The organism is Roseateles sp. Mitsp63 (assembly GCF_059491535.1).
Map to the genome: position 1 here is coordinate 746253 of NZ_CP168509.1, position 24898 is coordinate 771150.

General features: G+C 72.1%; 24 protein-coding genes. 4 read left to right on the top strand and 20 right to left on the bottom strand.

Annotated features, from left to right (window positions below; all coding sequences use genetic code 11):
• The first annotated feature begins 25 nt into the window (after nucleotides 1-25).
• Complete coding sequence (locus ACEN96_RS03195) at nucleotides 26-331, top strand: hypothetical protein (RefSeq protein ID WP_495586604.1); 306 nt, start codon at nucleotides 26-28, stop codon at nucleotides 329-331.
• 25 nt (nucleotides 332-356) lie between these two features.
• On the opposite strand, the gene ACEN96_RS03200 is transcribed toward ACEN96_RS03195, so the two are convergent.
• The 7 genes from ACEN96_RS03200 to ACEN96_RS03230 all read right to left on the bottom strand — a co-directional run bounded on the left by ACEN96_RS03200 (nucleotide 357) and on the right by ACEN96_RS03230 (nucleotide 7439).
• A complete protein-coding gene (locus tag ACEN96_RS03200) occupies nucleotides 357-1004 on the bottom strand; it encodes a hypothetical protein (RefSeq protein WP_495586605.1) in 648 nt (215 codons plus the stop codon).
• Nucleotides 1005-1015: 11 nt separating this feature from the next.
• Nucleotides 1016-2503, bottom strand: coding sequence for an aspartate aminotransferase family protein (locus ACEN96_RS03205; RefSeq protein WP_495586606.1), 1488 nt, complete (start codon nucleotides 2501-2503; stop codon nucleotides 1016-1018).
• Nucleotides 2504-2527: 24 nt separating this feature from the next.
• Nucleotides 2528-3178, bottom strand: a complete 651-nt coding sequence (locus tag ACEN96_RS03210) for a class II aldolase/adducin family protein (RefSeq protein ID WP_495586607.1) — start codon at nucleotides 3176-3178, stop codon at nucleotides 2528-2530.
• Entirely contained in the window at nucleotides 3175-4788 is a 1614-nt protein-coding gene (locus ACEN96_RS03215) for a xylulokinase (RefSeq protein ID WP_495586608.1), read from the bottom strand. The genes ACEN96_RS03210 and ACEN96_RS03215 overlap by 4 nt, the downstream gene beginning before the upstream one ends.
• Nucleotides 4788-5687: a TorF family putative porin gene (locus ACEN96_RS03220; protein WP_495586609.1), complete on the bottom strand. Its 900-nt coding sequence runs from the start codon at nucleotides 5685-5687 to the stop codon at nucleotides 4788-4790. The genes ACEN96_RS03215 and ACEN96_RS03220 overlap by 1 nt, the downstream gene beginning before the upstream one ends.
• Nucleotides 5688-5709: 22 nt before the next feature.
• Entirely contained in the window at nucleotides 5710-6141 is a 432-nt protein-coding gene (locus tag ACEN96_RS03225) for a DUF2147 domain-containing protein (protein WP_495586610.1), read from the bottom strand.
• A gap of 140 nt (nucleotides 6142-6281) precedes the next feature.
• Nucleotides 6282-7439, bottom strand: coding sequence for an MFS transporter (locus ACEN96_RS03230; RefSeq protein WP_495586611.1), 1158 nt, complete (start codon nucleotides 7437-7439; stop codon nucleotides 6282-6284).
• Nucleotides 7440-7559: 120 nt separating this feature from the next.
• On the opposite strand from ACEN96_RS03230, the gene ACEN96_RS03235 reads away from it, so the two are divergent.
• Nucleotides 7560-8243 (top strand): TetR/AcrR family transcriptional regulator, encoded by a 684-nt coding sequence (locus ACEN96_RS03235; protein ID WP_495586612.1) that lies wholly within the window; start codon nucleotides 7560-7562, stop codon nucleotides 8241-8243.
• 257 nt (nucleotides 8244-8500) lie between these two features.
• Here the strand turns inward: ACEN96_RS03235 and ACEN96_RS03240 are convergent, their stop codons facing one another.
• The 3 genes from ACEN96_RS03240 to ACEN96_RS03250 are packed head-to-tail and all read right to left on the bottom strand — an operon-like array spanning nucleotide 8501 to nucleotide 11358.
• Nucleotides 8501-9973 (bottom strand): S8 family peptidase, encoded by a 1473-nt coding sequence (locus tag ACEN96_RS03240; RefSeq protein WP_495586613.1) that lies wholly within the window; start codon nucleotides 9971-9973, stop codon nucleotides 8501-8503.
• Nucleotides 9974-9976: 3 nt separating this feature from the next.
• Nucleotides 9977-10741 (bottom strand): zf-HC2 domain-containing protein, encoded by a 765-nt coding sequence (locus ACEN96_RS03245; RefSeq protein ID WP_495586614.1) that lies wholly within the window; start codon nucleotides 10739-10741, stop codon nucleotides 9977-9979.
• A complete protein-coding gene (locus tag ACEN96_RS03250) occupies nucleotides 10738-11358 on the bottom strand; it encodes an RNA polymerase sigma factor (RefSeq protein ID WP_495586615.1) in 621 nt (206 codons plus the stop codon). Before ACEN96_RS03250 ends, ACEN96_RS03245 begins: the two co-directional genes overlap by 4 nt.
• Before the next feature lie 52 nt (nucleotides 11359-11410).
• Here ACEN96_RS03250 and ACEN96_RS03255 point away from each other — a divergent pair, with 52 nt between their 5' ends.
• A complete protein-coding gene (locus ACEN96_RS03255) occupies nucleotides 11411-12181 on the top strand; it encodes a TorF family putative porin (protein ID WP_495586616.1) in 771 nt (256 codons plus the stop codon).
• Nucleotides 12182-12449: 268 nt separating this feature from the next.
• On the opposite strand, the gene trxB is transcribed toward ACEN96_RS03255, so the two are convergent.
• The 10 genes from trxB to ribA form a co-directional block, all read right to left on the bottom strand.
• Nucleotides 12450-13400: a thioredoxin-disulfide reductase gene (trxB, locus tag ACEN96_RS03260; RefSeq protein WP_495586617.1), complete on the bottom strand. Its 951-nt coding sequence runs from the start codon at nucleotides 13398-13400 to the stop codon at nucleotides 12450-12452.
• Between the two features lie 15 nt (nucleotides 13401-13415).
• Nucleotides 13416-15281 carry a protein-disulfide reductase DsbD gene (gene dsbD / locus ACEN96_RS03265; protein WP_495586618.1) on the bottom strand — a complete coding sequence of 622 codons (1866 nt, stop codon included), beginning with the start codon at nucleotides 15279-15281 and terminating at the stop codon, nucleotides 13416-13418.
• Entirely contained in the window at nucleotides 15278-16288 is a 1011-nt protein-coding gene (locus ACEN96_RS03270) for an FAD:protein FMN transferase (RefSeq protein ID WP_495586619.1), read from the bottom strand. The genes dsbD and ACEN96_RS03270 overlap by 4 nt, the downstream gene beginning before the upstream one ends.
• A gap of 9 nt (nucleotides 16289-16297) precedes the next feature.
• Entirely contained in the window at nucleotides 16298-17461 is a 1164-nt protein-coding gene (locus ACEN96_RS03275; protein ID WP_495586620.1) for a DUF3570 domain-containing protein, read from the bottom strand.
• Complete coding sequence (locus ACEN96_RS03280) at nucleotides 17448-17699, bottom strand: DUF4266 domain-containing protein (protein ID WP_495586621.1); 252 nt, start codon at nucleotides 17697-17699, stop codon at nucleotides 17448-17450. Before ACEN96_RS03280 ends, ACEN96_RS03275 begins: the two co-directional genes overlap by 14 nt.
• Nucleotides 17700-17735: 36 nt before the next feature.
• Nucleotides 17736-18302 carry a TlpA family protein disulfide reductase gene (locus ACEN96_RS03285; protein ID WP_495586622.1) on the bottom strand — a complete coding sequence of 189 codons (567 nt, stop codon included), beginning with the start codon at nucleotides 18300-18302 and terminating at the stop codon, nucleotides 17736-17738.
• A 22-nt stretch (nucleotides 18303-18324) separates the two neighbouring features.
• Nucleotides 18325-20397 carry a choice-of-anchor D domain-containing protein gene (locus tag ACEN96_RS03290; protein WP_495586623.1) on the bottom strand — a complete coding sequence of 691 codons (2073 nt, stop codon included), beginning with the start codon at nucleotides 20395-20397 and terminating at the stop codon, nucleotides 18325-18327.
• An 11-nt stretch (nucleotides 20398-20408) separates the two neighbouring features.
• Complete coding sequence (locus ACEN96_RS03295; RefSeq protein WP_495586624.1) at nucleotides 20409-20810, bottom strand: CPBP family glutamic-type intramembrane protease; 402 nt, start codon at nucleotides 20808-20810, stop codon at nucleotides 20409-20411.
• A gap of 100 nt (nucleotides 20811-20910) precedes the next feature.
• Nucleotides 20911-22122 (bottom strand): type II toxin-antitoxin system HipA family toxin YjjJ, encoded by a 1212-nt coding sequence (yjjJ, locus tag ACEN96_RS03300; protein WP_495586625.1) that lies wholly within the window; start codon nucleotides 22120-22122, stop codon nucleotides 20911-20913.
• A 173-nt stretch (nucleotides 22123-22295) separates the two neighbouring features.
• Entirely contained in the window at nucleotides 22296-22919 is a 624-nt protein-coding gene (ribA, locus tag ACEN96_RS03305; RefSeq protein ID WP_495586626.1) for a GTP cyclohydrolase II, read from the bottom strand.
• A 207-nt stretch (nucleotides 22920-23126) separates the two neighbouring features.
• Between ribA and ACEN96_RS03310 the strand changes: the two genes are divergently transcribed.
• Nucleotides 23127-24863, top strand: coding sequence for a M14 family metallopeptidase (locus ACEN96_RS03310; protein ID WP_495586627.1), 1737 nt, complete (start codon nucleotides 23127-23129; stop codon nucleotides 24861-24863).
• Nucleotides 24864-24898: the final 35 nt, after the last annotated feature.

A 24898-nucleotide genomic window follows, 5' to 3' on the forward strand; every position in this document is an offset into this window, starting at 1 on the left:
TCCTCGAACACATCGAGGATCGATCATGCAGGCGACTTCTGATGCGGCCATCGGCACGGAGCCGGTGCTCGCGCCCCCTCGCAAGAAGAGCTATCTGAAGGCCAACGTGGCCACCGTGCTCGCCATCGCCGTGGCGGCGACGGCGGCCTGGATCACGGCCATGACCTATGTCCAGGCCTACGGCATCGGTGCCACGCACTACGGCCAATCCGCCGACATCGCCAAGCGGACCGGGCCGGATGCGGCGCTGTTCGTCCTCGACGCGCTGGCGCTGGTGATCGTCGTCGTGCTGGCGCGGGTGGCCATCCGCGGCTTTCGATCCCCGCGGTGATCGGCAGCCCGGCGCGTATCGGGGCTCAGTAGCCCTTCGTTTCCTCCGGCGCCAGCCCCGCGCGCACGCGGTCACGCGCGCGCTGCTCGTCCTTCATCAGGCGGCGGTTCGCGACGTGGCGGACGATCCATGGCAGCGGGCGCACCGGGCCGCCGCTCGCGACCGCGAGCACATACGCCGTCGCGCATTTCTCGAAGAGCTCCGCGTTCATTGCCAGTCGCGACGGCGTCATGCCGAGCACCATCGGCCGCCCCCGGACCAACAGCGCGTTGCCTCCCCGCGCGAGCGCGCGGGCGAGAGCCTCGACCCGCTCCACTGCCGGCGCCATGCGGCCGAGATGCCGCACCTGCTCGTCGAAGACGCCGGGCATCGCGCCGCCGAAGTCCTTGAGCTGAAGGCCGAAGGAGCCGCCGCCGATGGCGATTGCGCAGACGTCCTCCCGCGCCGCGTAGACCGCTGCATGCACCTCCGCGACGGCCTCGGAGGCCACCGCGCCGCCCATGTCGAGGCGCACTTCGATGCGTCTCGGCCCCTCGTCCGTGGCCATCCCGAGCCACATCGCGCTCGCGCCCGGGATGCGCAGCGACAGGCTCGCGGAATCACCGTCCAACAGCCCCTTCGCGGCGAGCCGGTCGCGCCGGTGGCGCCATTCCTCGCGTGGATCGAGCGTCATGGCGGCGCTCCTCAGACCAGCGCGAACACGTCGTCGAAGCGGTTCAGCGCGTCGTCGATGACCTCGTCGGTGTCCGCCGCGCTCGTGTAGAGCCGGCTGCCCGCCACCGTGATCACGCCGTGCGCCGTGTACGCGGCGCCCATCTCCTCCATCATGTGCTTGCGCCGCCTGGCTTCGTCCTTGAGCTTGAGCAGCTTCCACAGGCTGCTGGTGTCCAGCAGCAGCACGCCCGAGGTCTGCAGGTGCACGATGGAGCCCATGTTGTAGGCGACGTACGGCAGACCGCGCCGCTGGATGATCTCGTCCAGCCCGCGCCGCAGCCGATCGCCCGCGCGGCCCGCCACGCCGGCCGCGTCGATGCGCTCGCATTCGCGCAGCGCGTGATAACCCGCCACGCAGGACAGCGGATTGGCCGACAGCGTGCCGCCGACGAAGGCGCGCCGCGCGGTCGTGCCGATGCCGCCGGCGAGCGACATCATGATGTCGCGCCGGCCGCCGATCGCGCCAGCCATCGGATAGCCGCCGGTCAGGCACTTGCCCAGCACCGTGATGTCGGGCGTGACGCCGAAGTAGGCCTGCGCGCCGCCCATGCCCAGCCGGAAGCCGGTCACCACCTCGTCGAAGATCAGCAGCGCGCCGAACTCGTCGCACAGCGCGCGGACCTGCGCGTTGTAGTCCTTCGCCACCGGACGCGTGCCGCTCTCGGGCCCCAGCGGCTCCACCAGCACCGCCGCCGTGCCGCCGCGCAGCCGGTTCCAGCGCAGCCGGCGCCGCAGCTCCTCCAGGTCGTTGGGCAGGCACTCCTGCGTGTGGCCGGTGGCGCCGCGTGGAATGCCGGTCGCCTCCAGCCGCCCGGTCTTGGGCAGGCGCATGCCGTAGACCAGCTGGTCGCTCCAGCCGTGATACGCGCCGCCGACCTTGATGATCCATCGCTTCCCGGTGTGCGTGCGCGCCAGCCGGACCGCGCCCATCACGGCCTCCGTGCCCGAGCCCAGCAGCCGCAGCATCTCGACGCCGGGCATGTGGCGGCACACCAGTTCGGCCAGCTTCACCTCGTACTCGTGCAGCAGGCCGGTGACCGGCCCGCAGTCATCGAGCACCGCCTGCGCCGCGCGCCGCACCACTGCGGGATTGCTGCCGAGCAGCGTCGGGCCGCCCGCCTGCAGGAAGTCGATGTAGCGGTTGCCGTCGATGTCGGTCAGGTGCGCGCCCTCGGCCCTGGCCATCGCCAGCGAGAACGGATGGTTGAACGCGAGGTTGTGCTGCACGCCGCCGGGGATCACCGCCTTGGCCTGTTCGGCCAGGCGCTTCGATCCGGCGCAGCGCTCGTCGAACCAGCGCAGCACCTTGGGCATCGCGTCGGCGCGGATCGGCCGCATCGGCTGGGCGACCAGCTCCGCGAAGCGGCGGTACAGCGTGTCCACATCGGGCCATTCGGAGATGGCCGGGCCGGCGGAGGCGGTCATCGCCGCGGGACGATCGGTGGGGAGGGGACTCATGGCGGGGTGGGCTGAACAGGAGGATCAATGAAGGGGCGACGGGGGAAGCGCGTCATGCGCGCGCTGCAGCGCCTCGCGGCGTGCCGGCTCCCAGGACGCGCGGTCGGCGATGCGGGCGCGCAGCCAGTGGCGGGCGAGCTGCTCCAGGTCGTCGAGCGCGCGCATCGCCGCCGCGCTGTCCGCGCCGCAGCACAGCACGCCGTGGTTGCGCATCAGGTAGGCGTTGGACTGCGCGTTCACGACGCGCGCGAGCTTGCTGGCCAGCCAGTTGCTGCCGGAGGGCGCGTAGCCGGCCAGCGGCACGCGGCGGCCCAGCGAGGGCTGCAGCTCGGGCGGAACGTCGAGCGTCAGCCCCAGCAGCGCGCAGGCGCTCGCCACCGGCTGATGCGTGTGGATGGAGCAGCCCACGTCCGGGCGCGCGGCGAGCACGCGCGCATGCAGGCTGCTCTCCACCGACGGCGGCAGCTCGCCTGCCACGCGCTCGAGGTCCTGGAGCCGCATCACGCAGATGTCCTCGGGGCTCATCGTCAGGTAGTCGGTGGCCGAGGGCGTGACGGCGACCAGCGCCGCGTCGATGCGCAGCATCAGGTTGCCGCCGGTGGCGGCGAAGTAGCCCTTGCGGGAGAGCGCCAGACACAGGTCCACGACCTGGCGGCGGGCGGCGAAGTGCTTCATGCGGGGAAGGCCTGCGCGAGGCGTTGCGGCGCGTTGAGCCGGTGATAGAGCGGCGCCAGGCGCGTGCGCACCTCCTGGAACGCCTCGAACTTGTCCTGGTACAGCCCGCGCAGCGCGAGGGTGGGCTCGAAGACCCGCCGCGTGCGGCGCAGCGCGCGCAGGTCGGAGAAGCTCAAGCGCCCCAGGCCCACGGCGGCGATGAAGGCCGCGCCGATCGCGTTGGCCTGGATCGGCGCCTCGAGCTGGCGGATCGGCTGGCCGGTGACGTCCGCGATGATCTGGCACCACACGTCGCTCTGCGCGCCGCCGCCGACCGCCGCGATCGCGCCGACATCGCGCCCCAGCAGCCGCGCGAAGGGCTCCAGCATCCAGCGCGTATTCAGCGCGACGCCCTCGAGGAAGGCGCGGAAGATGTCCTCGCGGGAGTGCTCGAGCGACAGGTTGATCAGGCCCGCGCGCAGCCGCGGGTCGTCGACCGGCGTGCGCTCGCCGAAGAGCCACGGCGTGTAGATCAGCCCGCGCGCGCCGGGCGGCACGCGGGCCGCGATCGTGTTCAGCAGCTCATAGGCGGCGGGGTGTTCCTCGTCGCTGGCGAGTTCGTCGCGATGGAAGAGGATGCGGTCGCGCAGGAAGGACAGATTGGCGCCCGCCGTCGATTGCAGCGCCATCGCGAGATAGCGGCCCGGCACCGCGCAGGGCACGGCCGCGATCTTGCGCCGCACGTCGGTGCGCATGCGCGGCACGTGCGCGCCCAGCCAGGACGAGGTGCCCAGATAGAGGTGGCTCTCGTGATCCTCGACCGCGGCGCCGACCGCGACGGCCGAGTTGTCGACGGCGCCGGCGACCACCGCCGTCGCCGCGTCGAGGCCGAGCGCATCCGCCACGTCCGGCCGCAAGGTGCCGATCACCTCGGTGGACGCGACGATCTCCGGCAGCTTCTCCTGCGCCACGCCCAGCAGGCGCAGCAGGCCGGCGTCGTAGCGGATGCGATGCGGATCGCGGTTGTCCGTCACCCAGGCGGTGAGGATCGAATCCTGCGTCGCGCAGACGCGGCCGCACAGCCGCAGGTTCATGAAGTCGAGCGCGTTGAGGAACTTGTGCGTGCGCTCGTGGACCTCGGGCATCTCGTCGCGGATGAACGCGAGGTGGCCGGCGATGTCGCGGCCGGTGCTCGAGGGCGCGCCGCCGGTCAGGCGCAGCCAGCGCCACAGTTTGAGCGGCGCGTAGCCCTCGATGTTGAGCAGGCGGCCGCGCGCGCGCCGGGCGATCGCGGCGGCGCCGCGCGCGTCCAGCCAGCTGATGGCGCGGCCGATCGGCTGGCCCGCGCGGTCGACGCAGACGGTGACCTCGGTCTGCGTCGAGCAGCAGACCGCCGCCACCCGCCGCCGCAGCGCGGCATCCGGCGCGAGCAGCTCGCTCGCCGCCATCAGGAAGGCGCGCCACCAGTCCTCGGGATCCTGCTCCGCCCGCGCGCCCTGCACGTGCAGCGCCACCGGCTGGAAGGACCAGGACCGCACCGAGCCGTCGAGCGCGACCAGCGCGCACTTGCAGCCCGAGGTGCCCAGGTCCACCGCCAGCACCAGCGGCCCGTCGCTCGCGTCAGCGTTCATCAGAACTTCCGCGCCACCGACAGGACCAGCCGGTTGTTGTCCTGCGCGCGCAGGCGGTCTCCGTCCTGCACCAGGAAGATCTCGCGCGCCTTGGTGCGCGTGGTCAGCCACTCGGCCGTCCACTGGAAGCCCCAGCGCGTGTGCGTGATGCCGATGGCGTAGTCGCTGAAGTCCGCCTCCTTGAAGTGGCGGATCTTCTGCAGGCCGGCATGCAGGTTCAGCGTCGTCGCCGCGCCCAGCGGCAGCTTGTAGCCGAGGTCGAACAGCCAGCTGCCGCGCGAGTCGTGATCGCCGCGCGCGTAGCACTCGATGGCCTTGGTCGGATCCTCCGACACCGCCAGGATCTGGCCGCACACGCCGCCGGTGTCGGCGCCGCGGTAGGTGCGCGAGATTACGTTGAGCGCGCGTCCCTCCAGCGCCCCCCAGCCGATCTCCAGCACCGCGTAGGAGGTGTCGTAGCGGGTGGTCCGGAAATCGGTCGGCACGCCGGCCTCGAGGTCGATGCCATGCGGGGCGGAGAACTTCGCGCCGGGGAAGAACTCGGTGGCCAGGCCCACGCCGAAGTGCCACGCGTCGGGATCGCCGAAGCGGTAGCCCGCGCCCAGCAGCAGGTTGACGCCGTCGGCGTCGGTGTAGGACTTCTTGCTCACCGAGGACAGCTGCACCAGGCCGATCACGCCGCTTTCGTGCGCCAGCTGGAGGCTCAGTTGCACGCCGGGCTTGTTGAGCGAATCGGAGATGCCGCGATTGCGCTGGTCGGTGGTCAGCTTGATCTCGGTGTCGATCGCGTAGGTCGCGGTCTGGACCTCGTCGGGCTTGGCGAGTTTGGTGGTGTCCTCGGCCGAGGCGCTGGCCGCGCAGGCCGCGCCGAGCGCGAGCAGCAGGAGGGATCGTTGCATGAGATGCCTTTCGGTCGGTCGATCAGGAGGTCTTGCACACCGGCGTCGCGGGCAGCTCGGCGACGCGCGAGAAACGCTCGGTCTGGCCGAGGATCTCGGCGCCGACGAAGGCGCGCAGGTGGACCTCCGCGCCCTTCACGCGCAGCGCGCCCTTGTATTTCTTCCCATCGCGCGGGTCGAAGACCCAGCCGTCGCGCCAGGCCTCGCCGTCATAGCGCTCCAGCCGCGCGATCACCACGCCGCAGGTGTCCTTGGGCGTGCCGGCGTCCTTGTCCCAGACGATGCGGCCGCACAGCGCGACGGCCTTGTCGGCGCAGGGCTTGAACTCGATGACGGCGTCCTTCTCGGCGGTCATCCACAGGCCGGCCGCGTCCTCGGCCGCGGCCTGGGCGCCGCTGGCGGACAGCAGCAGAAGCAGGGGAAGCGTCAGTCGACTGGCTTTGATCGGCGGCATCGCGGTCTCCTCGGGATCGGTGATTGTGGTAGCGATGACTAGAATATAGTCATCGCTATATTTATGGACGAATGGGAACAACCCTGATGTCCACGGGGCGGGGCGGAGGTTCGATGCTGAGCGGGGTCCCCCGGGTCTGCTCAGACCGAGGGCAACTGGGCGCGGCGCGCGGCGTGGCCCTTGAGCAGGGCGAGGACGGTCAGGATCGCGAAGGCGACGCTGACCAGCGGCACGCGGGCGGCCTCCTCGCCATCGACGACGAAGGACGCCATCAAGGGCCCGAAGGCGACGCCGAAGAGCTGCGCCGCCGGCACCAGCGAGGCCACGCGCCCGGCGGGATCGGCCGCGAAGGCCAGGCCCATCTGGAAGGGCGCGGCGAACAGCCACACGAAGGTGAACACCGCGCAGAGCAGCGCGAAGGGCAGGGCGTCCGCGGGCCCGGCGCGGCCGATGCCGTAGGCGGACAGGCCCAGCAGCAGCGCGCAGATCGAGAGCGTGCCGCGGACCGGCAGCCGCCGCACGAGCACCGAGCCCAGGCTGCCGCCAATGACCTGCATGCCCAGGCCGGCCGCGATCAGCGTCTGGATCGCGACCGAGCCGTAGCCGGCGCGCTTGCCCAGCGGCTCGATGTAGGCCCACAGCGAGCCCAGCGTCGCCATCAGCAGGAACGAAACCACCAGCGGCATCGCGAGCCTGGCTGACCAGCGGAAGCCTTCGGCCGCCACGGCGGCGAGCGGCTTCAGGCCGGCGGGCAGGCCCGCGGCCAATGCCGCGCCCACGGCGGACAGCAAGGCCAGCGCGACGAACGCGCCCGGCCAGCCGTGGGACGGGATGACGGCTCGCGCGAGGATCAATCCCACGACGCCCTGCGCGATCGTCTGGATCACGAAGAACAGGCCGGCCTTGCGTTCCGGCTGGGAGGAGCGCACCAGCACGCTGGTCGTCGACCACACGAGCACGCCCTCGCCGACGCCGGCCGCGACGCGGATCAGGCCGAAGGCGAGATCGCCGCTGGCCCGCAGCGTCAGCAGATCCAGCCCGGCGGCGCACAAGGCGGCCAGCATCGTCACGAGGCGCAGGCGCGCCAGCGGTAGCGCCAGGTCGCCGAGCAGCACGCCCGCGCCCAGGCCGACGATCTCCGCCATTGCGATCATGCCGACGCCTTCCAGGCTGACGCGGCCGGACTCGAGCAACTCGCCCAGCACCAGCGGCTGCAGGCCGAGCATCAGCAGCGCGATGGAGCCCACCGCGACGGCAAACGGCCACGCGTGCGGGGCGGGTTCACGGATCGTCGTCATTCGTCTCTCCCTCGCCGTGCGCGGCGCTACACTGAACAGTAGCCATCGCTACCGTTGAATCATCGCTCCGGGACCGCCGTCATGGGCTGGGAGAATCCCGCAGCATCACGCCGCCTGCACATGCCGACATCCCGCCGCACCGCTGCTTCACGCACCGCTCCTTCATTGACGACCAAGGTCCAGCCGGCGCAGCAGCGCGCGGCCGAGACCTTCGAGCGCATCCTCGACGCGGCGGCGAAGACGCTGACGGAGGTGGGCATCGAGCGGCTCTCCACCAACTTGGTGTGCGAGCGCGCGGGGCTGTCGCCGCCGGCGCTGTACCGCTACTTTCCCAACAAGTACTCGCTGCTGGCGGAGCTCGGGCAGCGGTTGATGCAGCGCCAGAACGACTGCATCGACCGGTGGATCTCGCAGGAGGTGCTGGCGGGGGGAGTGCCGGCGGTGGAGGCGGCGCTGGTGGGGCTGCTGCTGGATACCTTCGAGGTCACGCGCAGGACCGAGGGCGGCATCTGGATCATGCGGGCGCTCAGGGCGGTGCCGGCGCTGGAGGAGATCCGGTTGAACTCGCACGCGCAGGTCACGGAGGCGCAGGCGCAGTTGCTGGCGCGGGCGTTGCCGAAGGCGAAGCTGGCGGAGCTGCGGCTGGCGAGCCGGATCGTGGTGGAGCTGATCTATGCGACGGTGGAGATGCTGTTCGACGAGTCGCTCGATGCGAAGCGGGTCGCGGCCGTCACGGCGGGGATGATGGCCAGCCATCTGGAACGGCTGGTGCCGCGCAAGGACACGACGCCGCGCAGGAAATAGCAGCGCTGCCGCACTGCCACCGCCGCTGGCCCTCACCCCTCCCGCAAGCAAGCGGGCGAGGGGGTAATACCGGTCTGCCCGCACTTGCCTCGCGCAAGAACTCCCTCGCCCCCCGCGAGGGGGGAGAGGGCAGGGGAGAGGGGGTGCTTCGAAGGGCAGCAGCGCTGTGGCACGAGCCCCCTCTCCCCTCCCTCTCCCCGAAGGGGCGAGGGGGTAATACCGGGCTCGCGCGCGCCGCCAGTTGATCGACCGCGGGCTTAACGGCGCGCTGAGGCGTCGCTCGCGGCGCTGTCGCAGCGCAGGCCCGCGATGCCCAGCGTCACTGCCGCGGCGCAGGCGTTGATGACGCCGGAGGCGCCCATCGAGGCCAGCAGCGCCCGCTTGAGGCGCTCGGCGTCGAGACCGGGCATCGCGGCGCGCAGCAGCGCGACCACGCCGCTCGCATGCGCGGTGGCCAGCGAACTGCCGGAGTCCATGTCGTAGCTGCCGCCGGGGACCGTGGTCAGCACGGCGCGGCCGGGCGCGGCGAGTTCGCCGTCGGCCTCCGAGGATTCGCCCGCGCTCGCGATCACGAGCGCGCCCGGCACGTCGCTGGGGAAGCCCCTGCCGAGCCTGGCCGGCGGCGCCGCCGCGACGATCACCGCGCCGCGCGCCTGCGCATGCCGCGCGAGCTGCGTCAGCAGCGGATCGCTCGGCCCGCCGAGGCTGAGGTTGATGACATCGGCGCCGTCGGTGATCGCCGCGCCCAGCGCCTGCGCCAGCGTGAACGAATTGCAGCGGGCCGAGGCCGCGCCGCGATCCTCGCGAGGCGGCGCGGTCCAGCACGCGCGGTAGCTCAGCATCACCGCGCCGGGCGCGACGCCGACGATGCCCTGGCGGTTGTTGGCGCGCGCGGCGATCAGGCCCATCACCTCGGTGCCGTGGCGCTCCGGCACGCCGTCGACATAGGCGCCGCCGCCACTCACGTAGTCGCGCTGGCCCGAGACGCGGCCGGCGAGGTCGGGGTGGCGCGCGTCGACGCCGGTGTCGATGACGGCCACCTTCACGCGCTCGCCCTGGCTTACCTGCTGGAGCGCCGCGGCGGACATCTGCTGGAAGCCCTTCTGCAGGCCGAAGTAGGGATCGTTGTAGGGCGCGGCCGGCGCGAGGGCGCTCGAGGGCGAGGGCGTGGCCGGCGAGGTGGCCGGCGACGTGGCCGGCGATGTGGCCGGCGAAGAGGGCTCGCGCGCGGAAGGGGAAGGGGCGGGTGGGGTGCTGCTCAGCGCCTCGAACTCGTTGAGCGGCTGCGCGAGCCGGACCCGCGCGTCGCGGCGCAGGCGCGCCAGCATCGCGTCGAGGTCGTCACCGGCGGCGAGCGCGAACAGCATGCAGCGCAGGTTCAGCGGCGCGATGGTCCAGGCGGCCTGCTCGCGCAGGTGGTAGTCGCGGGCCAGGCCCTCCGACATCGCCTCGGCGCGCGCGCTGCCCGCGTAGCCGGCCATGCGCCGGTAGTCGCCGCGCGGCGAGCCTCCCGCGCCCGGCAGCGGCTCGCCGCGGTCCTCGACGGCCAGGATGATCAGCGCGCCATCGGCGGACGGCATCGCCGCCGCTGATGCCGCTGATGCCGCCGACCCCGCTGAAGCAGGCGTCGCGCCGCCGGGCTCGATCGCCTCGGCCGGAAGCCCCGATGTCAGCAGCGTGGCCAGGCCGATCGTCAATGCGCCGATCGCCCGCGCGATCCGGAAGGCCATCGCTCAGCGCCCCGCGGCGGCGGCGCCGACGGGCTCCACCAGCAGCACGCCGGGCTCGGCGCGCAGTTGCTCGACCATCGCGGGCGTCGCCGGCGTCGCCGGCGTCGCATCTGGCGCCGCCGGCTTGACCGTCGCCAGCAGCAGGCTGCTCGCGTCCTCGTCCGCGCCGACGATGCGCAGCCCATGGCGGGCGAGCATCTGCCGCAGGCGCGCCATGTCGACGTGTTCTTCCGGCACCAGGCGCAGGCTCGCGGCGGCCGGCGGCGTGGCCGGCTGGCTCAGCGTGACGTAATCGGCGGGCGCATGGCCGTCGGGCCACAGGCGCAGGCCGAGCACGCACAGCGCCACCGCCTGCACCGCCACCGCGGCGGACAGCCAGCGCGTGAGGCGCGGCGATGCGTCGTTGGCGGCGCGCGCGCCCGTGCCCTGCGCGGAGGCGACGGGTCCCGCAGGACCGGCTTCGCGATCGCGCGCCCAGAGCCGGTCCAGGCCGGACTGGATCGCGGCCTCGTCGACCGGCAGGCCGGCGGGATCCTGCATGCCCTGGTGGATGCGCTGCTGGAGCTCGAGTTCCTCGCGGCAGTGCGCGCAGTGCGGCAGATGCGCCTGCACCAGGCGGCGCTGCTCCGGCGTGGCCGTGCCGGCCGCGACCCAGGCGATCGTGTCCCAGATCTGGCGGTGCTCGTCGGGCCGCTCGTTCGCCGGGGTGTTCATGGGCGCGCCGGTCGTGTCGTTTCCTGCGCCGGAGGGGGCGTCGTGCGATGTCATGTCTGTCCTTCGGTGCCACTGGCCGGGCGTGGGAGGCCGCCCAGCTCGGGCAGCACGTTGCGCAGCCTGACCCGCGCATGGAACATGCGGGCCTTCACCGTGCCGGTGGCGCAATTCATGATGCGGGCGATGTCCTCGCAGGTCTCGCCCAGGTAGTACGCGAGCTCCATCGTCACCCGCTGTTCCGTCGGCAGCGTCGCCAGCCCGCGCAGCACCCAGTCGCGCTGCTCGCGGTCGGCGGCCTCGTTGAAGGCGGGCTCGGCGGACGCCAGCTCGCCCTCGTGGACGGAGGAGGCATTGATCTCCTCGGCCGTCACGCCGTCGCGCAGCGCCTTGAGCATGCAGCGGTAGGCGATGCCATGGATCCAGGTCGAGACGCGCGACTCGCCGCGGAAGTTGCCGGCGGTCCGCCACACGATCCAGAGCGCGTCGTTGACGACCTCGTCCGCCAGATCCGGCCGGCCGCAGCAGCGCAGCACGAAGCGCGTCAGCCGCGGCTGGCAGTGCCGGTAGAGCTGCTCGAAGCCGGACCGGTCGCCGGCCGCGGCGGCCTGCAACCAGGCTCGCAGACGCGATTCGGCGGCGGAGTCCGCCTCGTTTGGAACAGATGGAAACATGGGGCGACGAATTCTGCAGAAGTGTCGTTCATGGGTGCCACAATCGCCGCCGATGGTTGTCCAGCCCCTAAAAAAAGTCGCGCACACCCCCATTGGCAGGGGGCCGGCAGGGGCACTGGGCGGACCGCGCGGCGTCGCGCGGGCGGGGCTGATCGTCGTGGCGGCCGCCGTTTTTCCGCTGCGGGACGGCCATGCACAAACCTGGGGCGGGACCGTCTCGCTGGTGTCGGAGCGCATCTCGCGCGGCCTCAGCTTGAGCGACGGGCATCCGGGGGTTACCGCGGACCTGTTCTATCGCGACGACCGCAATTGGGCACTGGGGCTGGGGCTCGGGACGATGAATCCGGACCAGGGGCCGAAGGCTGAAGCCATCGTGTCGGCCACCCGCTGGTGGCAGGTGGACGACCACCACACGGTGACGCTGTCGGGCGCTTATTACGACTATCTCGGCGACGGGGCGGGACCGCTGCGTTACAGCGAGGTGTCGCTCGGCGGGCTGTGGGACGGCGGGCGCTGGGGGCAGTGGGGCGGCACGGTGTCGCTGTCACCGGATCTGGGCGCGTCCTCGTCGTGGGGCTATCTCGGGCATCGCGGCGCCACCATCGTCGAGCTGACCTGGCATCGCCGCGTGGCGGGCGCGCTCGCGGCCGACCTGGGATGGGGCATCGTCAGCAGCTGGGGCGGGAGTGAGAGCGGGTCCTATCGGTCCGCCAACGCCGGGCTGAGCTACACGGCGGGCGCGTGGCGATTCACGGTGTCGCGGCTCTACAGCTCCGTGCCAAAGAAGCAGCGCTGGGTCGCCGGGGTGGGGTGGTCCTTCTGAGGACGCTGGCCCTCACCCCAGCCCTCTCCCGCAAGCGGGCGAGGGAGTAGGAGCCGGACGTCGTCGTAGTAAACCCCCTCGCCCCAACGGGGAGAGGGAGGGGAGAGGGGGCTCGTGCCACAGCGCTGCTGCCCTTCGAAGCACCCCCTCTCCCCTGCCCTCTCCCCCCTCGCGGGGGGCGAGGGAGTTCTTTGCGCAAGGCAAGTGCGCTTGCGGGAGAGGGGGGTGAGGGCCAGTGGCCTCACGCAGGCCTGCAGCTGGAGCCCTGCTAGCCCGCCGACTGCTCGAGAAAGCGCTGCGCATCCAGCGCCGCCATGCAGCCGGTGCCCGCGCTCGTGATGGCCTGGCGGTAGACGTGGTCCTGCACATCGCCAGCCGCGAACACCCCCGGCACGCTGGTCATCGTCGCGAAGCCTTCTGACCCGCTGCGCGTGAGCACATAGCCATCGCGCAACTCGATCTGCCCGCGGAAGATCTCCGTGTTGGGCTTGTGCCCGATCGCGATGAAGCAGCCTTGCAGCTTGATGTCGGTGGCCGAGCCGTCCTGCGTGCTCTTCACGCGCACGCCGGTGACGCCGCTGGCATCGCCCAGCACCTCGTCCAGCGTGTGGAACAGGTGCAGCTCGATCTTCCCGGCCTTGACCTTGTCCATCAGCTTGTCGACCAGGATGGGCTCGGCGCGGAACTTGTCGCGGCGGTGGATCAGGTGGACCTTGCTGGCGATGTTGGACAGGTACAGCGCCTCTTCCACGGCTGTGTTGCCGCCGCCCACCACGCACACCTCCTGCTCGCGATAGAAGAAGCCGTCACAGGTCGCGCAGGCGCTCACGCCGCGGCCCATGAAGGACTCCTCCGACGGCAGGCCCAGGTATTGCGCCGAGGCCCCCGTCGCCAGGACCACCGCGTCGGCGGTGTAGACGGCGCTGTCGCCGGTCAGCGTGAACGGGCGCTTGGAGAAGTCGACGCTGTTGATGTGGTCGAAGACGATCTCGGTCTGGAAGCGCTCGGCGTGCTCCTGGAAGCGCTGCATCAGCTCCGGCCCCTGCACGCCCATCACGTCGGCGGGCCAGTTGTCGACTTCGGTGGTGGTCATCAACTGACCCCCTTGCGCCATGCCGGTGACCAGCAGCGGCTTGAGGTTGGCGCGGGCCGCGTAGATGGCGGCGGTGTAGCCGGCCGGGCCGGAACCGAGGATCAACAGATGGGTGTGTCGTTGCATCGAGGTCATGTCAGTTCACAGCTTGGCGCGGTCCAGGCGTTGGGCGAATTCATCGGCCGGCAGGAAGCCGATCGTGCGGGCGGCGGCAAGCTCGCGGCCTTGCGCGTCGAAGAACAGGATCCCCGGCGGGCCGAACAGCTGGAAGCGCTTGAGCAGCGCCTTCGCCTCCGCGCTGTTGGCGGTGACGTCGGCCTGCAGCAGCCGCGCCTGGCGCAGCCGGGCCGCGATCGCCGGATCGGAGAAGGTCAGGTGCTCCATCTCCTTGCAGGCGACGCACCAGTCCGCATAGAAGTCCAGCATCACCGGACGGTCGGCCGAGGCCAGCGCCGCGTCGAGCTGCGCCACCGTGGTGATGCGCTCGAACGCCGGCGCCGCCTTGGCGGAGGCCGCCTCGGCGCTGGCCATCGGCAACGCGCCGGCGCCATTGCCGCGCGCCAGGTGCCGCAGCGGCTGCAGCACGCTGTCGCCGCCGGACAGCGCGCCGCCGATCATCGCGATCGACCACAGCGCCACCAGCGCGCCGCCCGCCTTGAGCGCGCGCGGCCGGCCGGCCTCGAACGCGCCCAGGCAGATCGCCGCGATCAGCGCGGCCGCGCCGATCAGGAACATCAGCGCGCCCGTGGGCAGCACCGGCGAGACCAGCCACAGCGCGACCGCGATCAGCACCAGGCCGAAGAAGGTCTTGACGTGCTCCATCCAGCGGCCGGCGCGCGGCAGCAGCGTGCCGGCGGACAGGCCCAGCAGCAGCAGCGGGACGCTCATGCCGCAGGCCAGCGCGAACAGCGCCGAGCCGCCCAGCACCACATCGCGCGTCTGGCTGATGTAGACTAGCGCGCCGGCCAGCGGCGCCGCGACGCAGGGACCGACCAGCAGCGCCGACAGCCCGCCCATCAGGAACACGCCGATGTGACGGCCGCCCTTGAGCTGGTTGGACGCGTTGTTGACCTTGTCCTGGATGAAGCCGGGCATCTGGAATTCCCAGACGCCGAACATCGACAGCGCCAGCACCGACAGCAGCAACGCGAAGGACCCCAGCACCCAGGGGTTCTGCAGCGCGGCGGCGAAGCCGGAGCCGAGCAGCCCCGCGACGACGCCCGCCGCCGTGTACACCATCGCCATGCCCAGCGAGTAGGCCAGTGCCAGCGAGAAGCCGCGCGCGCGAGACACCGGCGCGCCCTGGCCGACGATGATCGACGACAGGATGGGCAGCATCGGCAGCACGCAGGGCGTGAAGGAGAGCAGCAGCCCGCCGAGCAGGAACATGCCGACGACGCGCAGCAGGCTGCCCGACTGGAGCGCCGCGGCGCTGCTGTCGAGCGGGGCCGCGCCGGCTTCCGCGGCGGCTGCGGGCACGGCCGGCGTGGCCGATTCGATCGGCGCGGACAGCGCATCCGGCTGCGCATCCCAACGCGCCTGCAGCGCGCCCGCGCCATCGCGCGTCAGATGCACCAGCGCCTGCTGCGGCGGGTAGCACAGGCCGCGATCGGCGCAGCCCTGATAGCGGACCGTCAGCGTGGCGGGCGCCTGCGCGTCAGGCAGCGGCTGCGTGATGCGCGTGGGGCCCGCCCACAGCGTCATCGTCTTGTTGAAGTTCGGATCGAACTCGGCCTTGCCGGCCGGCAGTTGCGGCGCGGGCAGCGCGGCGCCTTCGGCCTCGATGGCGAAGCGCTCGCGGTACAGGTGATAGCCCGGCGCGACCTTGAATTCAACGAGCAGCGGACCGGACTTCGCGCCGTCCTTGAGTTCGATGCGGGCCTCACCCGGGAAGGCTTGCGCAGGATCGAGGAAGGCCGGGTCGCCGGCCGCGTGGGCGCCGGTCATGCCGGCGGCCAGCGCGAGCGCGGAGGCCGCGCCGGCCAGCAGGGATGCGAGTGATCTCATGGTGAATGGGGTGCAGGGTGTTGGAGGAGTCGTTCGGGGTCGTGGGACTGGAGCCGGCCGTCGCCATCGATGAGCAGGAAGCCGACGCCGGGCGTGCTCAACCGCTGCGCGGCCTGGGCGCCGATCAGCATCGCCATCGTGGCCAGCGCGCCGGCCGCGATGCACAGCGGCGCGACGACGCTCACCGCCTGCCAGTGGCGCACCGGCTGGCCGGTGCGCGGGTCGAGGATGTGGCAGCAGCGCCGGCCGTCGGGGGTGATGAAGAAGCGCTCGTAGTCGCCGCTGGTCGCCAGCGCGCCGTCGCTCAGCGCGATGCGGGCGCAGACCTCGTCCTCGCGCCGCGGATGGCGCACCGCGAAGACCCAGGGCCGGCCGTCGGGACGCGGGCCCAGCACGCGCAGGTCGCCGCCCAGGTTCACGAAACCGTGGCGGACACCGAGCCCGCGCAGCGCCGCCACGGCGCGATCGGCGGCGTACTCCTTGCCGATGCCGCCGAAGTCGATCTCCATGCCCGCCTGCGGCAGCGCGATCGCGCGGCCGTCCCACTGGACGCGGTGCCAGCCGATGCGCGCGAGCTGCACGGCCAGAGCGTCGGGCGTGGGCTCGCGGCCGGCCTTGAAGTCCCAGGCGCGGCGCAGGCAGCCGCTGGTGAGGTCGAACAGGCCGTCGCTCTGGCGGTGCAGCTCGGCGGCGAAGTCCAGCAGCTGCGCGGTCTCCGCGTCGACGGTCACGCCGCCCCGGCCCGCCCGCGCGTTGATCGCCGAGATCACGCTGTCGTCGCGGTAGCGCGAGTACTTGCGCTCGATGCGGCGCACCTCCGCCTCGGCCAGCGCGCAGGCCTCGGCGGCCTGGGACGGCGGCAGGCCGGCGAGCACGATCTCGTTGGGCGAGGCCATCGCCGTGAAGGCGTGGCGATGCTCGCGCTCGGCGGGACCGTCCGGCGGCGCGGCTGACGCGGCCGGCGCGGGGGATTCCGCCGATGAGGAGATCGTGGGGTCGCGCAGCATGGCCGTGGCTCAGAACTTGTGTGACACGCCGAGCTGCAGCCAGTCGGCCTGGAAGCGGTCCAGACCCGGCGAGCCGCTGCCGCCCAGGCGCCAGGCGGCGCGCTGCTCGTAGTGCTCGACGCTGAAGTCGGCCGTCCAGCGCGGCGCGAACTCGTAGGCGACCTTCAGCCCGGCGGTGATCGCGCCGAAGGCCGACAGGCGCTGGTCGCCGGACAGGTACTGCGGTGAGGTCGCGGTGTAGCCGGGCGGGAAGGGCGCACCGAGCGCCGGGTCGTAGACCGGGTCGTAATAGAACTTGGCCGCGCGCTGCGTCGTGTAGCGCAGCATCGGCGTCAGCGTCCAGCCGCCCGCGAGCGGCTGCACCCAGGCCGTCTCCAGCGTGTTGGCGCGCACGCCGAAGCTGTCCGCGTAGTAGCGCCAGCTGCTGCGCAGCGTCGCCTTCCAGTCGCTGAAGTGGTGGTTCCAGCGCCCCATCACCGTGTACTGCTCGCGGCGGTCGGGCCGGCGGTCGGGGAACTTGTACGGGTCGGAGTACATGCCATGGCCCCAGCTCGCGCCGATGTTGAGCTGCACCAGGTCGTTCGCCGTCCAGGCCTGCGTGACGCCCGCGATCAGCTGCGTGGTGTTGCGGCCGCGGCTCAGCGTCGGGTCGTCCGACGAGCCGATCCAGTCGTCGCCGAAGGCGGCGCCGATATTCCAGGTGGTGTTGTTGTCCTCGCTGGAGCGGCGGTAGTCGGCGGAGATCGTGCGCGAGCGGTAGTCGTGCTCGGTGGAGTAGGCGGCGCCGACGGACCACGCGTCGCGGTCGTTGTAGCGCGTGACGCGGACGTCGCCGGCGGTGCGCTCTTCCTTGAGCCGCGACGCGCCGGACACCGCGCTGTGATAGCGCGGCGACGCGCCGGACACGCTGTCGCTGACCAGCGAGCCCTCGACCGACCAGCGGCCGGCGACCGGCACCATCAGATAGACCGAGGGCGCGGTGACCTTGATGCGATCGAAGCCGGGCTGGCGGTCGCGGTAGGAGAGCACCTTGACGGCGATCTCGGCCTGCTCGGGCGCGGTCTCGGCCTGCGCCGTCACGTGCAGGCCGGGCAGCAGCAGCGCGGCGGCGAGCACGCCGCCCCAGCCGCCGGCCTTGGCCGTGTCGACGGTCTCGAACTCAGTTGCAGCCACAACCGCCTCCTCCCACGCCGTTGCCGCCGGAGGCGTTCTCCTTGCTGGTGTAGATGTGCTGGGCGAAGCGGTCGCCGAGCACGTCACCCGCCATCGTCATCTCGGGACGGGCGAGCGCGCCCTTCTCCCAGGGCTGGGGCGGCGTGATCGCGCAGCCGGTGGTGGCGAGCGCCACCAGGGCGAGCGCCGCGGTCATCACGGCGCGCGCGGCGCGGCGTGGCATCGGAGGTTTGGACATCGGGATTCCTCGATCGGAAGGGAAGGCAGGCGGCGCTCAGGGCGTCTTCAGCGCGGCGGCGATGCGGGCTTCGAGTTCGGCCTCGTCCTCGGCGCGGAAGCCGGCGTGCTGCGCCAGCACGCGGCCGTCGGGACCGAGCAGCACCGAGCTCGGCATCGCGCGCACGCCGACGCGGCGGGCGGAGTCGCCCTTTCCGTCGAAGGCCAGCGAGACCTTGGCCGGCACTTCCTTCAGGAAGTTCTGCGCGTCGTTGCGGTTGGCGTCCAGATTGACGGCGACGATGCGCAGGCCCTGCGCGCCGTACTTCTCCTGCATGCGGTTCATCCAGGGGAAGGACTGCCGGCAGGGGCCGCACCACGAGGCCCAGAAGTCGACGTAGGTGACCTTGGCCTTGCCGTCGTGCAGCGCGACCGGGGCGCCATCCGCGCCGGGCACGCTCGCGACCGGCAGGGGCTGGCCGATGTCGGCGGCGCGGGCCGGCGAGTGCGTCAGGAGGAGGGCGGCGCTCATCGCGCCCATCGCGGTCATCGTGGCCATCGCGGCCACGGCCTGGCGGCGCGTGCCGCGGCGGGCACCGGTGAAGGGGGAAGGGAAGAGGGGCATCGAGACTCCAGGACGTTGAAGGTCAGGGGGTGCGGGGGTGCTCGGCGCGCGCGCGGCGGCGCCACAGGATCAGTCCGGACAGGCCGGCCATCAGCAGCAGCAGCGGGTCGGCCGCGCCGGTGCCGGCGCCGATCGTGCAACCGCCGCCGCCGCTGTTGGCGGGGGCGGTGGCGCCCGCGGCGGCGCTCAGCGCCACGGCCGCCGTGGCGGGAGACATGTCGCCCTGCAGCGTGAGCGTGGCGGTGTCGGTGCCCGCGGCCCCCGATGCCGCGCCGCCCGCGCCCAGCCAGCGCACGGTGACCTGGCAGGTCGCGCCGGCGGCGACGGTGAACGGCGCCGCGCCGCAGCTGTTGGTCCCGCTGGTGTCGACCGCGAAGCGGTCCGAGCTGACGGTCAACGACGCGATGCGCAGCGTCGCGTTGCCGCTGTTGGTCAGTGTCAGCGGGCGGCCGGCCGCATCCGTCGACGAGAGGTCGAGCGAGGTCGCGGACAGCTGCAGCGCCGGCTGCGGCGCGCCCTGGCCGGTGCCGCTGAGCGCCAGCGCCGCGGGCAGCGTGGCGTTGCCGGCGGCGACGTTGGCCGTCGCGGCGCGGGCGCCGACGGCGCGCGGGCTGAAGCCGACGGCGAGGTCGCAGCTCGCGCCCACCGCCAGCGACGCGCCGGCGATGCAGGTGGAGGCGGTGTCGATGCGGTAGTCGGCGGCGGCGTCGCCGGCCAGGCTGAAGCTGCCCAGCGTCGCCGCGGCGGTGCCGGTGTTGTTCAGCGTGAAGTGCTTGAGGCCGCCATCCGCGCCGACGGTGACGGTGCCGAAGTCGGCGCCGGCCGCGGGGCTCCAGCTCAGGATGGCGGTGTTGGCGAGCGCGCCGGTGCCGGTGAGCGGCACCGATTGCGGCGAGCCGGTGGCATTGCTGGTCAGGCTCAGCGCGCCGGTGGCGGCGCCGGCGGCGGCCGGCGTGAAGGTGACCGACACGGTGCAGGTGCCGGACGCGGGCACGCTGGCGCCGCAGGTGTTCGTGGCGGAGAAGGGGCCGGTGGCGGCGATCGCGCTGAAGCTCAGCGCCGCGCTGCCGGTGTTGGTGACGGTGAGCGTCTGCGCGGCCGTCGTCGTGCCGACCGTCGCGGTGCCGAACGCGAGGCTGGCCGCGGACAGGCTGGAGACCGGCGTGGCGGCGATCTGGCCGGTGCCGCTCATCGCGACGCTGACATTGGCCGCGGCGCCGCCGGCGGCGGGCGCGGTGGCCGCGATGGCGAGCGTCGCGGCGCGGCTGCCGGCGCCGGCGGGCGTGAAGGTCGCGGTGACGGTGCAGGTCGCGCCGACGGCCAGCGGCGTGCCGACGGCGCAGCTGCCGCCGCGCGTGAAGTCGCCCGCGTTGGCGCCGGTGACGCCGATGCTGCCGAAGTCCAGCGAGGCGGTGCCGCTGTTGGTCAGCGTGACGGTGCGCGCGGCGGAGGCCGTGCCCACCGACTGCGTGCCGAAGGCGAGCGTGGTGGCATCGGCGGACAGGCCCGCCTGCAGCGAGGCGTTGGCGGTGCCGCTCAGCGCGATCGGGATCGGCGTCGAGATGCCGTTGTGGGAGAGGGTCAGCGCGCCGCTGCGCGAGCCGGCGGCGGTGGGCTGGAAGACGACGCCGACGGTGCAGCTGGTGCCGGCGGGGACGCTGGTGCCGCAGGTGCCGCCCTGGACGGCGAAGTCGCCGCTCGCGGTGGCGGTGAGGCTGCCCAGCGCGGCGAGACGGCTGGCGCTGACGGTGACGGTGGAGACGGCGCTCGACTGGCCGACCGAGGTCTGCGCGAAGCTGATGGCGCCCGGCGAGTTGCCGAGGTAGGCGGCGATGTCGGCGAGGTCGGACGCGCTGACATTGCCCGCCAGCGTGCCGGTCATCGCCGGGATCGTGTTGATCGCGTTCTGGATCATCGCGGGGTTGTTGCGACCGCGGTCCACGACGGACGTCGAGGCCACCGAGTGGCAGGCGGCGCAGGACTGCGAGAACTTGCTCTGGCCGGCGATCGGGTCGGCGGCGAAGGCGGGCGCGGCCAGCGCGGCGACGATCGCGGCGATCGCGCCGGGCAGGGCGGAGCGGAGGGGAGGGGTCATGACGCGGGGCCTCATGGGGCTGAAGAGAGAAGCGGGAGCAGCACTGGCGCGGCGAGCAGCAGCCAGCAGGCGTTGAAGGCGGCGTGCCACGCGATGCAGCGCGGCAGCGAGCGATGGCGGCGGTAGCCGCGGCCGATCCACCAGGCGGGGAGGGCCGTGGAGAGCGCGAGCAGCAGCAGCGGCGCCGCTGGCATCGGACCGGGGCGCGTCGCGGCGATCAGCGCGGCCGCGTGCGCGGTGCCGAAGGCCAGGGCCGTCAGCGCGGCCGCGTGACGCCGCATCGCGGGCAGGCGCGAGCTCGACAGCAGGTCCTGCAGGCCGAGCCGGAAGAGGATCTCCTCGAGGCAGGGCGCGAGCAGGAGCTGCCGGAGCACGGCATCCCAGGTGGGCGCGATGAAGGCGAAAGGCGGCATGGGCGCGAGCGGAACTCAGGCAGTGGTTGTGCGTGGGTTCCGGCGCGCGTGGAAATGGTTGTGGGTCCGTCGCAATCTGTTGCGAAGACGTGGAGGCGGGTCAGGCCAGTGCCAAGAGCCGTTGGTGGTTCAGCGCACAGAGGCGGCGGAAGGCGGCGCTGATGCGGGGGTCGTTGGCGGCGGCGTACCAGAAGGCCGTGGCCGCGCGGGCGGCTCGATGCCATTCGGGGGACTCGCTCGAAGCGGGCGACATCGGCGCGAAGGGCGGATCCGGAAGATCGTTGCCCCGCCGCGGTGCGTAGGCCATTGGAAGCATGTCGTAGATGGGCGCGAGCTCGAATGCCATTCGGCCGTCGCCGCGCGCGACCGGGCGGAACGACAGGTTGCCGTCATGCATGTCGTTGTTGGCGATGAGGCGGCCGAAATGCCAGAGCCGCTCGATGAGGGCCAGGTCGTGCGTGCGGAGCCAGCCTTCCTGGAGCAGCCCCTGCGCGGCCTGGTGCCAGGCCTTGCCGGCGGCGCCAATGAAGGCCGCGTTGATCGCGAACCATGACACGAGCGCAGAGCGGCCCAGCGCGCCATGCCGGTCGAAGCGGTCGACTTCCAGGAAGGTGCGTCCCTGGTGGCGATGCAGGCGTGTCGTCGCGGCGGGAATGCCCAGGTGCGAAGTCACTGCCTGCGCGGCGAGGTGCTCGCAGGCGAGCAGGTCGCGCCATCGCCGAGTCGCGGGCGAGTCGTCGGCATGGGTGAACTTGACCAGCGCATGCTGCTGCGTGCCGTCGGGATGGAAGCGCAAGGCGGTGAACTTCGGGAACTCGCCACCGGCGGACGAGCCGGGGATGCCCTCGGTGAGGATCAGCTTGGCGAGCGCGGGGAAGGCGCGGGGAATGTCGTCGTCGGCGACACCGCGCGCGGTGCGGCCGGCGGCGACCTGGCGGACGTGCTCGCGCCAGAGTTCGCAGGCCTGCTCGCCGACGATGAGGTCGCCTGGCGCTTCCGCGCCGAGCAGCGACATCGCGTGCAGCGCATCGTCGTCGGACCAGGTGTTGGGATCTTCGCTGGACTGCAGCAGCGGCGCGTAGTAACGCGCGAAGTGACGGCCGAGAAAGCCTTGCGGGCGCATGTCCTGCAGCGGATAGGGCAGGCCGTCGAAGCGGCCGGCGCGCATGTCCGGATCAAGTGGCCAGCCGAAGGGCTCAAGGAAGTCCATCGACACGCCCTGCGGGTGAAGCAGGCGCATCCGCGCGATCAGGCGCGGCTCGCCGCGCAGGTCGATGCGGTAGAGCGGGAGTGGGAGGGACGATCCGCGCACGGTGCTCCCCATCGAAGTGGAAAGCCGCCGATGCTGAACCTCGGGGATCGCCCTGGGGATGGCTCGAATGGAGGTCCGCGCGCGCGGCTTCCACCTCTTTGAGGCCGTGATTGCGCAGCGCTGATCAGCGCGGGCCGAGGACGGCGATCAGACGCGCCGGCCTCGCCGCCGTCTCACTCGAGGTAGTGACCCATGCGCTTGCGCTTGGTCTCGAGGTAGCGCTCGTTGTGCGGGTTGGCCGCGATGCGCAGCGGCACCAGCGCCTCGACCTCCACGCCGCCCTCGACCAGCGCGTCGCGCTTCTGCGGGTTGTTGGTGATCAGCCGCACGCTCTTCACGCCCAGCAGGCACAGGATGTCGATCGCATCGGCGTAGTCGCGCTCGTCCTCGGCATGGCCCAGGCGCAGGTTGGCGTCGATCGTGTCCACGCCGGCTTCCTGCAGCGCGTAGGCGCGCAGCTTCTCCACCAGGCCGATGCCGCGCCCTTCATGGCCGCGCATGTAGATGACGATGCCGCCCTCGTCCTTGAGCAGGTCCAGCGCGCCCTGCAGCTGCGGACCGCAGTCGCAGCGCAGCGACTGGAACACATCGCCGGTCAGGCACTCGCTGTGGATGCGCAGCAGGCCGCCGCGCTCCCGCAGCGGGCCGACCGACAGCACCAGGTGCTCCGACCCGGTCACCGGGCTGCGGAACGCCCGGGCCTGGTAATCCCCCAGCGACGACGGCAGGTGCACCACTTCCCACTCGGTCGCCCCTTGCGTCCCCAACGGGATCTTCTCGCAGTGATTCACAGCCATCTCTCCAGCTCACCTCGGCGACCTCACGGGCGCCTTGTCGTTCAAGTCGTGCGAGCCGCGCCCGCCGGATCTCCGCCGCGCACGTCCCAAGGGCCGCAATTTAACCGCTCTCAGGGTAAACGCGCTGCCGCGGACTGGAGAGCCCTCTCGGACGCCGGGGCCGCCCCATGCAAAATCGGCCGCACCGCCACCGCCCCTGGGATGTCCATGACCGCTCTCCCGCCCGCCGCCGAGCCCGCGCCCACGCTGGCGCTGCCGAGCCCGCGCTTCGACGAGTTCCCCCGCTACGAGGCGCTCACGCAGCTGCTCTTCGGCTATGCGCAGGCGCGGCCCAACCTGGTGTCGGTGCGCTCCATCGGGCGCAGCTTCGAGGGGCGCGAGATCTGGGCGGTCATCCTCACCAACACCGCGACCGGCGCCGACGTCGAAAAGCCCGCGTTCTGGGTCGACGGCAACATCCACGCCGCGGAGCTGACCGCCTGCACGACCTGCCTCTACTACCTGCACGAGCTGCTGAGCCAGTACGGCAGCGACGCGCAGGTCACGCAGCTGCTGGACACGCGCACGATCTACCTGGTGCCGCGCCTGAACCCCGATGGCGCCGAGCTCGCGCTGGCGGACCGGCCGCGCCACATCCGCTCGTCGACGCGGCCCTATCCGTTCGACGAGGAACCGGTCGAGGGGCTCAGCGTCGAGGACATCGACGGCGACGGCCGCATCCTGACCATGCGGGTGCCCGATCCGCATGGCGGCTACAAGAAGCATGCGTCCGATGCGCGGTTGATGGTGCCGCGCGAGCCGGGCGAGTTCGGCGGCGAGTACTTCCGGCTGATGCCCGAGGGCCTGGTGATCAATCACGACGGGCTCAGCATCAAGGTCAACCGCGACAGCGAGGGCCTGGACCTGAACCGCAACTTCCCGGCGGGCTGGCGGCAGGAGTTCGAGCAGGTCGGCGCCGGGCCGTACCCGACCAGCGAGCCGGAGGTGCGCGCGATGGTCGACTTCATGGTCGGCCATCCCAACATCGGCGCGGCGGTCAGCTTCCACACCCACAGCGGCGTGATCCTGCGCCCCTGCGGCACGCGCAGCGACGAGGACATGGCGCCCGAGGACCTCTGGACCTATCAGCGCTTCTCCAAGCTCGGCGAGCAGCGCACCGGCTATCCGGCGGTGAGCATCTGGCACGAGTTCAAGTACCACCCCAAGGAAGTCATCACCGGCACGCAGGACTGGGTCTATGAGCACCTGGGTGCGCTGTTCTGGGTCGTGGAGCTGTGGTCGCCGAACAAGGAAGCCGGCATCGAGGGCTACAAGTGGATCGACTGGTTCCGCGACCATCCGGTCGAGGACGACCTCAAGCTGCTGAAGTGGAGCGACGAGCACTGCGGCGGGCAGGCGCATGTCGAGTGGCGGCCGTTCATGCATCCGCAGCTGGGGCCGGTGGAGATCGGGGGCTGGGACAAGATGAACTACTGGCGCAATCCGCCGCCGCATCTGCGTGAGCGCGAGGCGGCGCGGTTCCCGGCGTGGATGAACCAGATCGCGCTCAGCCTGCCGAAGCTGGAGTTGCTGCGGACGGAGGTGCGGGCGCTCGGGCCGGATACGTGGCGGGTGCGGATGGCGGTGGGGAACAGCGGATGGCTGCCGGCCTACGTCACCAAGCAGGCGCTGGCGCGCAAGCAGACGCGCGGGGTGATGTTCGAGATCTTCCTGCCGGTGGATCCGGAGGTGGGGCTGGTCAGCGGGAAGCCGCGGATGGAAGGGCCGCAGCTCGAAGGGCATGCGCCGAAGCAGACGCAGCTGGCGTTCCTGCCGGAGCGGGACATCACGGGCGATCGGGCCTATGGGGAATGGGTGGTGCGGGCGCCGCAGGGGACGAGGCTGAGCCTGGTCGCGTGGGCGGACCGGGCCGGCACGGTGAGGACCGAGGTCACCCTCGATTGAGGCTGGCCGCGGGGGGCGAGGGAGTTCTTGTCGAG

Bases quoted from the DNA above. Each gene is read 5' to 3' on its own strand.
- ACEN96_RS03200 (WP_495586605.1), bottom strand. From the start codon at position 1,004: ATGACGCTCGATCCACGCGAGGAATGGCGCCACCGGCGCGACCGGCTC.
- ACEN96_RS03250 (WP_495586615.1), bottom strand. From the start codon at position 11,358: ATGTTTCCATCTGTTCCAAACGAGGCGGACTCCGCCGCCGAATCGCGT.
- ACEN96_RS03270 (WP_495586619.1), bottom strand. From the start codon at position 16,288: ATGCTGCGCGACCCCACGATCTCCTCATCGGCGGAATCCCCCGCGCCG.
- ACEN96_RS03290 (WP_495586623.1), bottom strand. From the start codon at position 20,397: ATGACCCCTCCCCTCCGCTCCGCCCTGCCCGGCGCGATCGCCGCGATC.
- ACEN96_RS03225 (WP_495586610.1), bottom strand. From the start codon at position 6,141: ATGCCGCCGATCAAAGCCAGTCGACTGACGCTTCCCCTGCTTCTGCTG.
- ACEN96_RS03235 (WP_495586612.1), top strand. From the start codon at position 7,560: ATGCCGACATCCCGCCGCACCGCTGCTTCACGCACCGCTCCTTCATTG.
- ACEN96_RS03295 (WP_495586624.1), bottom strand. From the start codon at position 20,810: ATGCCGCCTTTCGCCTTCATCGCGCCCACCTGGGATGCCGTGCTCCGG.
- trxB (WP_495586617.1), bottom strand. From the start codon at position 13,400: ATGCAACGACACACCCATCTGTTGATCCTCGGTTCCGGCCCGGCCGGC.
- ACEN96_RS03210 (WP_495586607.1), bottom strand. From the start codon at position 3,178: ATGAAGCACTTCGCCGCCCGCCGCCAGGTCGTGGACCTGTGTCTGGCG.
- ACEN96_RS03230 (WP_495586611.1), bottom strand. From the start codon at position 7,439: ATGACGACGATCCGTGAACCCGCCCCGCACGCGTGGCCGTTTGCCGTC.
- ACEN96_RS03285 (WP_495586622.1), bottom strand. From the start codon at position 18,302: ATGCCCCTCTTCCCTTCCCCCTTCACCGGTGCCCGCCGCGGCACGCGC.
- dsbD (WP_495586618.1), bottom strand. From the start codon at position 15,281: ATGAGATCACTCGCATCCCTGCTGGCCGGCGCGGCCTCCGCGCTCGCG.
- ACEN96_RS03280 (WP_495586621.1), bottom strand. From the start codon at position 17,699: ATGTCCAAACCTCCGATGCCACGCCGCGCCGCGCGCGCCGTGATGACC.
- ACEN96_RS03215 (WP_495586608.1), bottom strand. From the start codon at position 4,788: ATGAACGCTGACGCGAGCGACGGGCCGCTGGTGCTGGCGGTGGACCTG.
- ACEN96_RS03255 (WP_495586616.1), top strand. From the start codon at position 11,411: ATGGTTGTCCAGCCCCTAAAAAAAGTCGCGCACACCCCCATTGGCAGG.
- ACEN96_RS03240 (WP_495586613.1), bottom strand. From the start codon at position 9,973: ATGGCCTTCCGGATCGCGCGGGCGATCGGCGCATTGACGATCGGCCTG.
- ACEN96_RS03205 (WP_495586606.1), bottom strand. From the start codon at position 2,503: ATGAGTCCCCTCCCCACCGATCGTCCCGCGGCGATGACCGCCTCCGCC.
- ACEN96_RS03195 (WP_495586604.1), top strand. From the start codon at position 26: ATGCAGGCGACTTCTGATGCGGCCATCGGCACGGAGCCGGTGCTCGCG.
- ACEN96_RS03245 (WP_495586614.1), bottom strand. From the start codon at position 10,741: ATGACATCGCACGACGCCCCCTCCGGCGCAGGAAACGACACGACCGGC.
- ribA (WP_495586626.1), bottom strand. From the start codon at position 22,919: ATGGCTGTGAATCACTGCGAGAAGATCCCGTTGGGGACGCAAGGGGCG.
- ACEN96_RS03220 (WP_495586609.1), bottom strand. From the start codon at position 5,687: ATGCAACGATCCCTCCTGCTGCTCGCGCTCGGCGCGGCCTGCGCGGCC.
- ACEN96_RS03310 (WP_495586627.1), top strand. From the start codon at position 23,127: ATGACCGCTCTCCCGCCCGCCGCCGAGCCCGCGCCCACGCTGGCGCTG.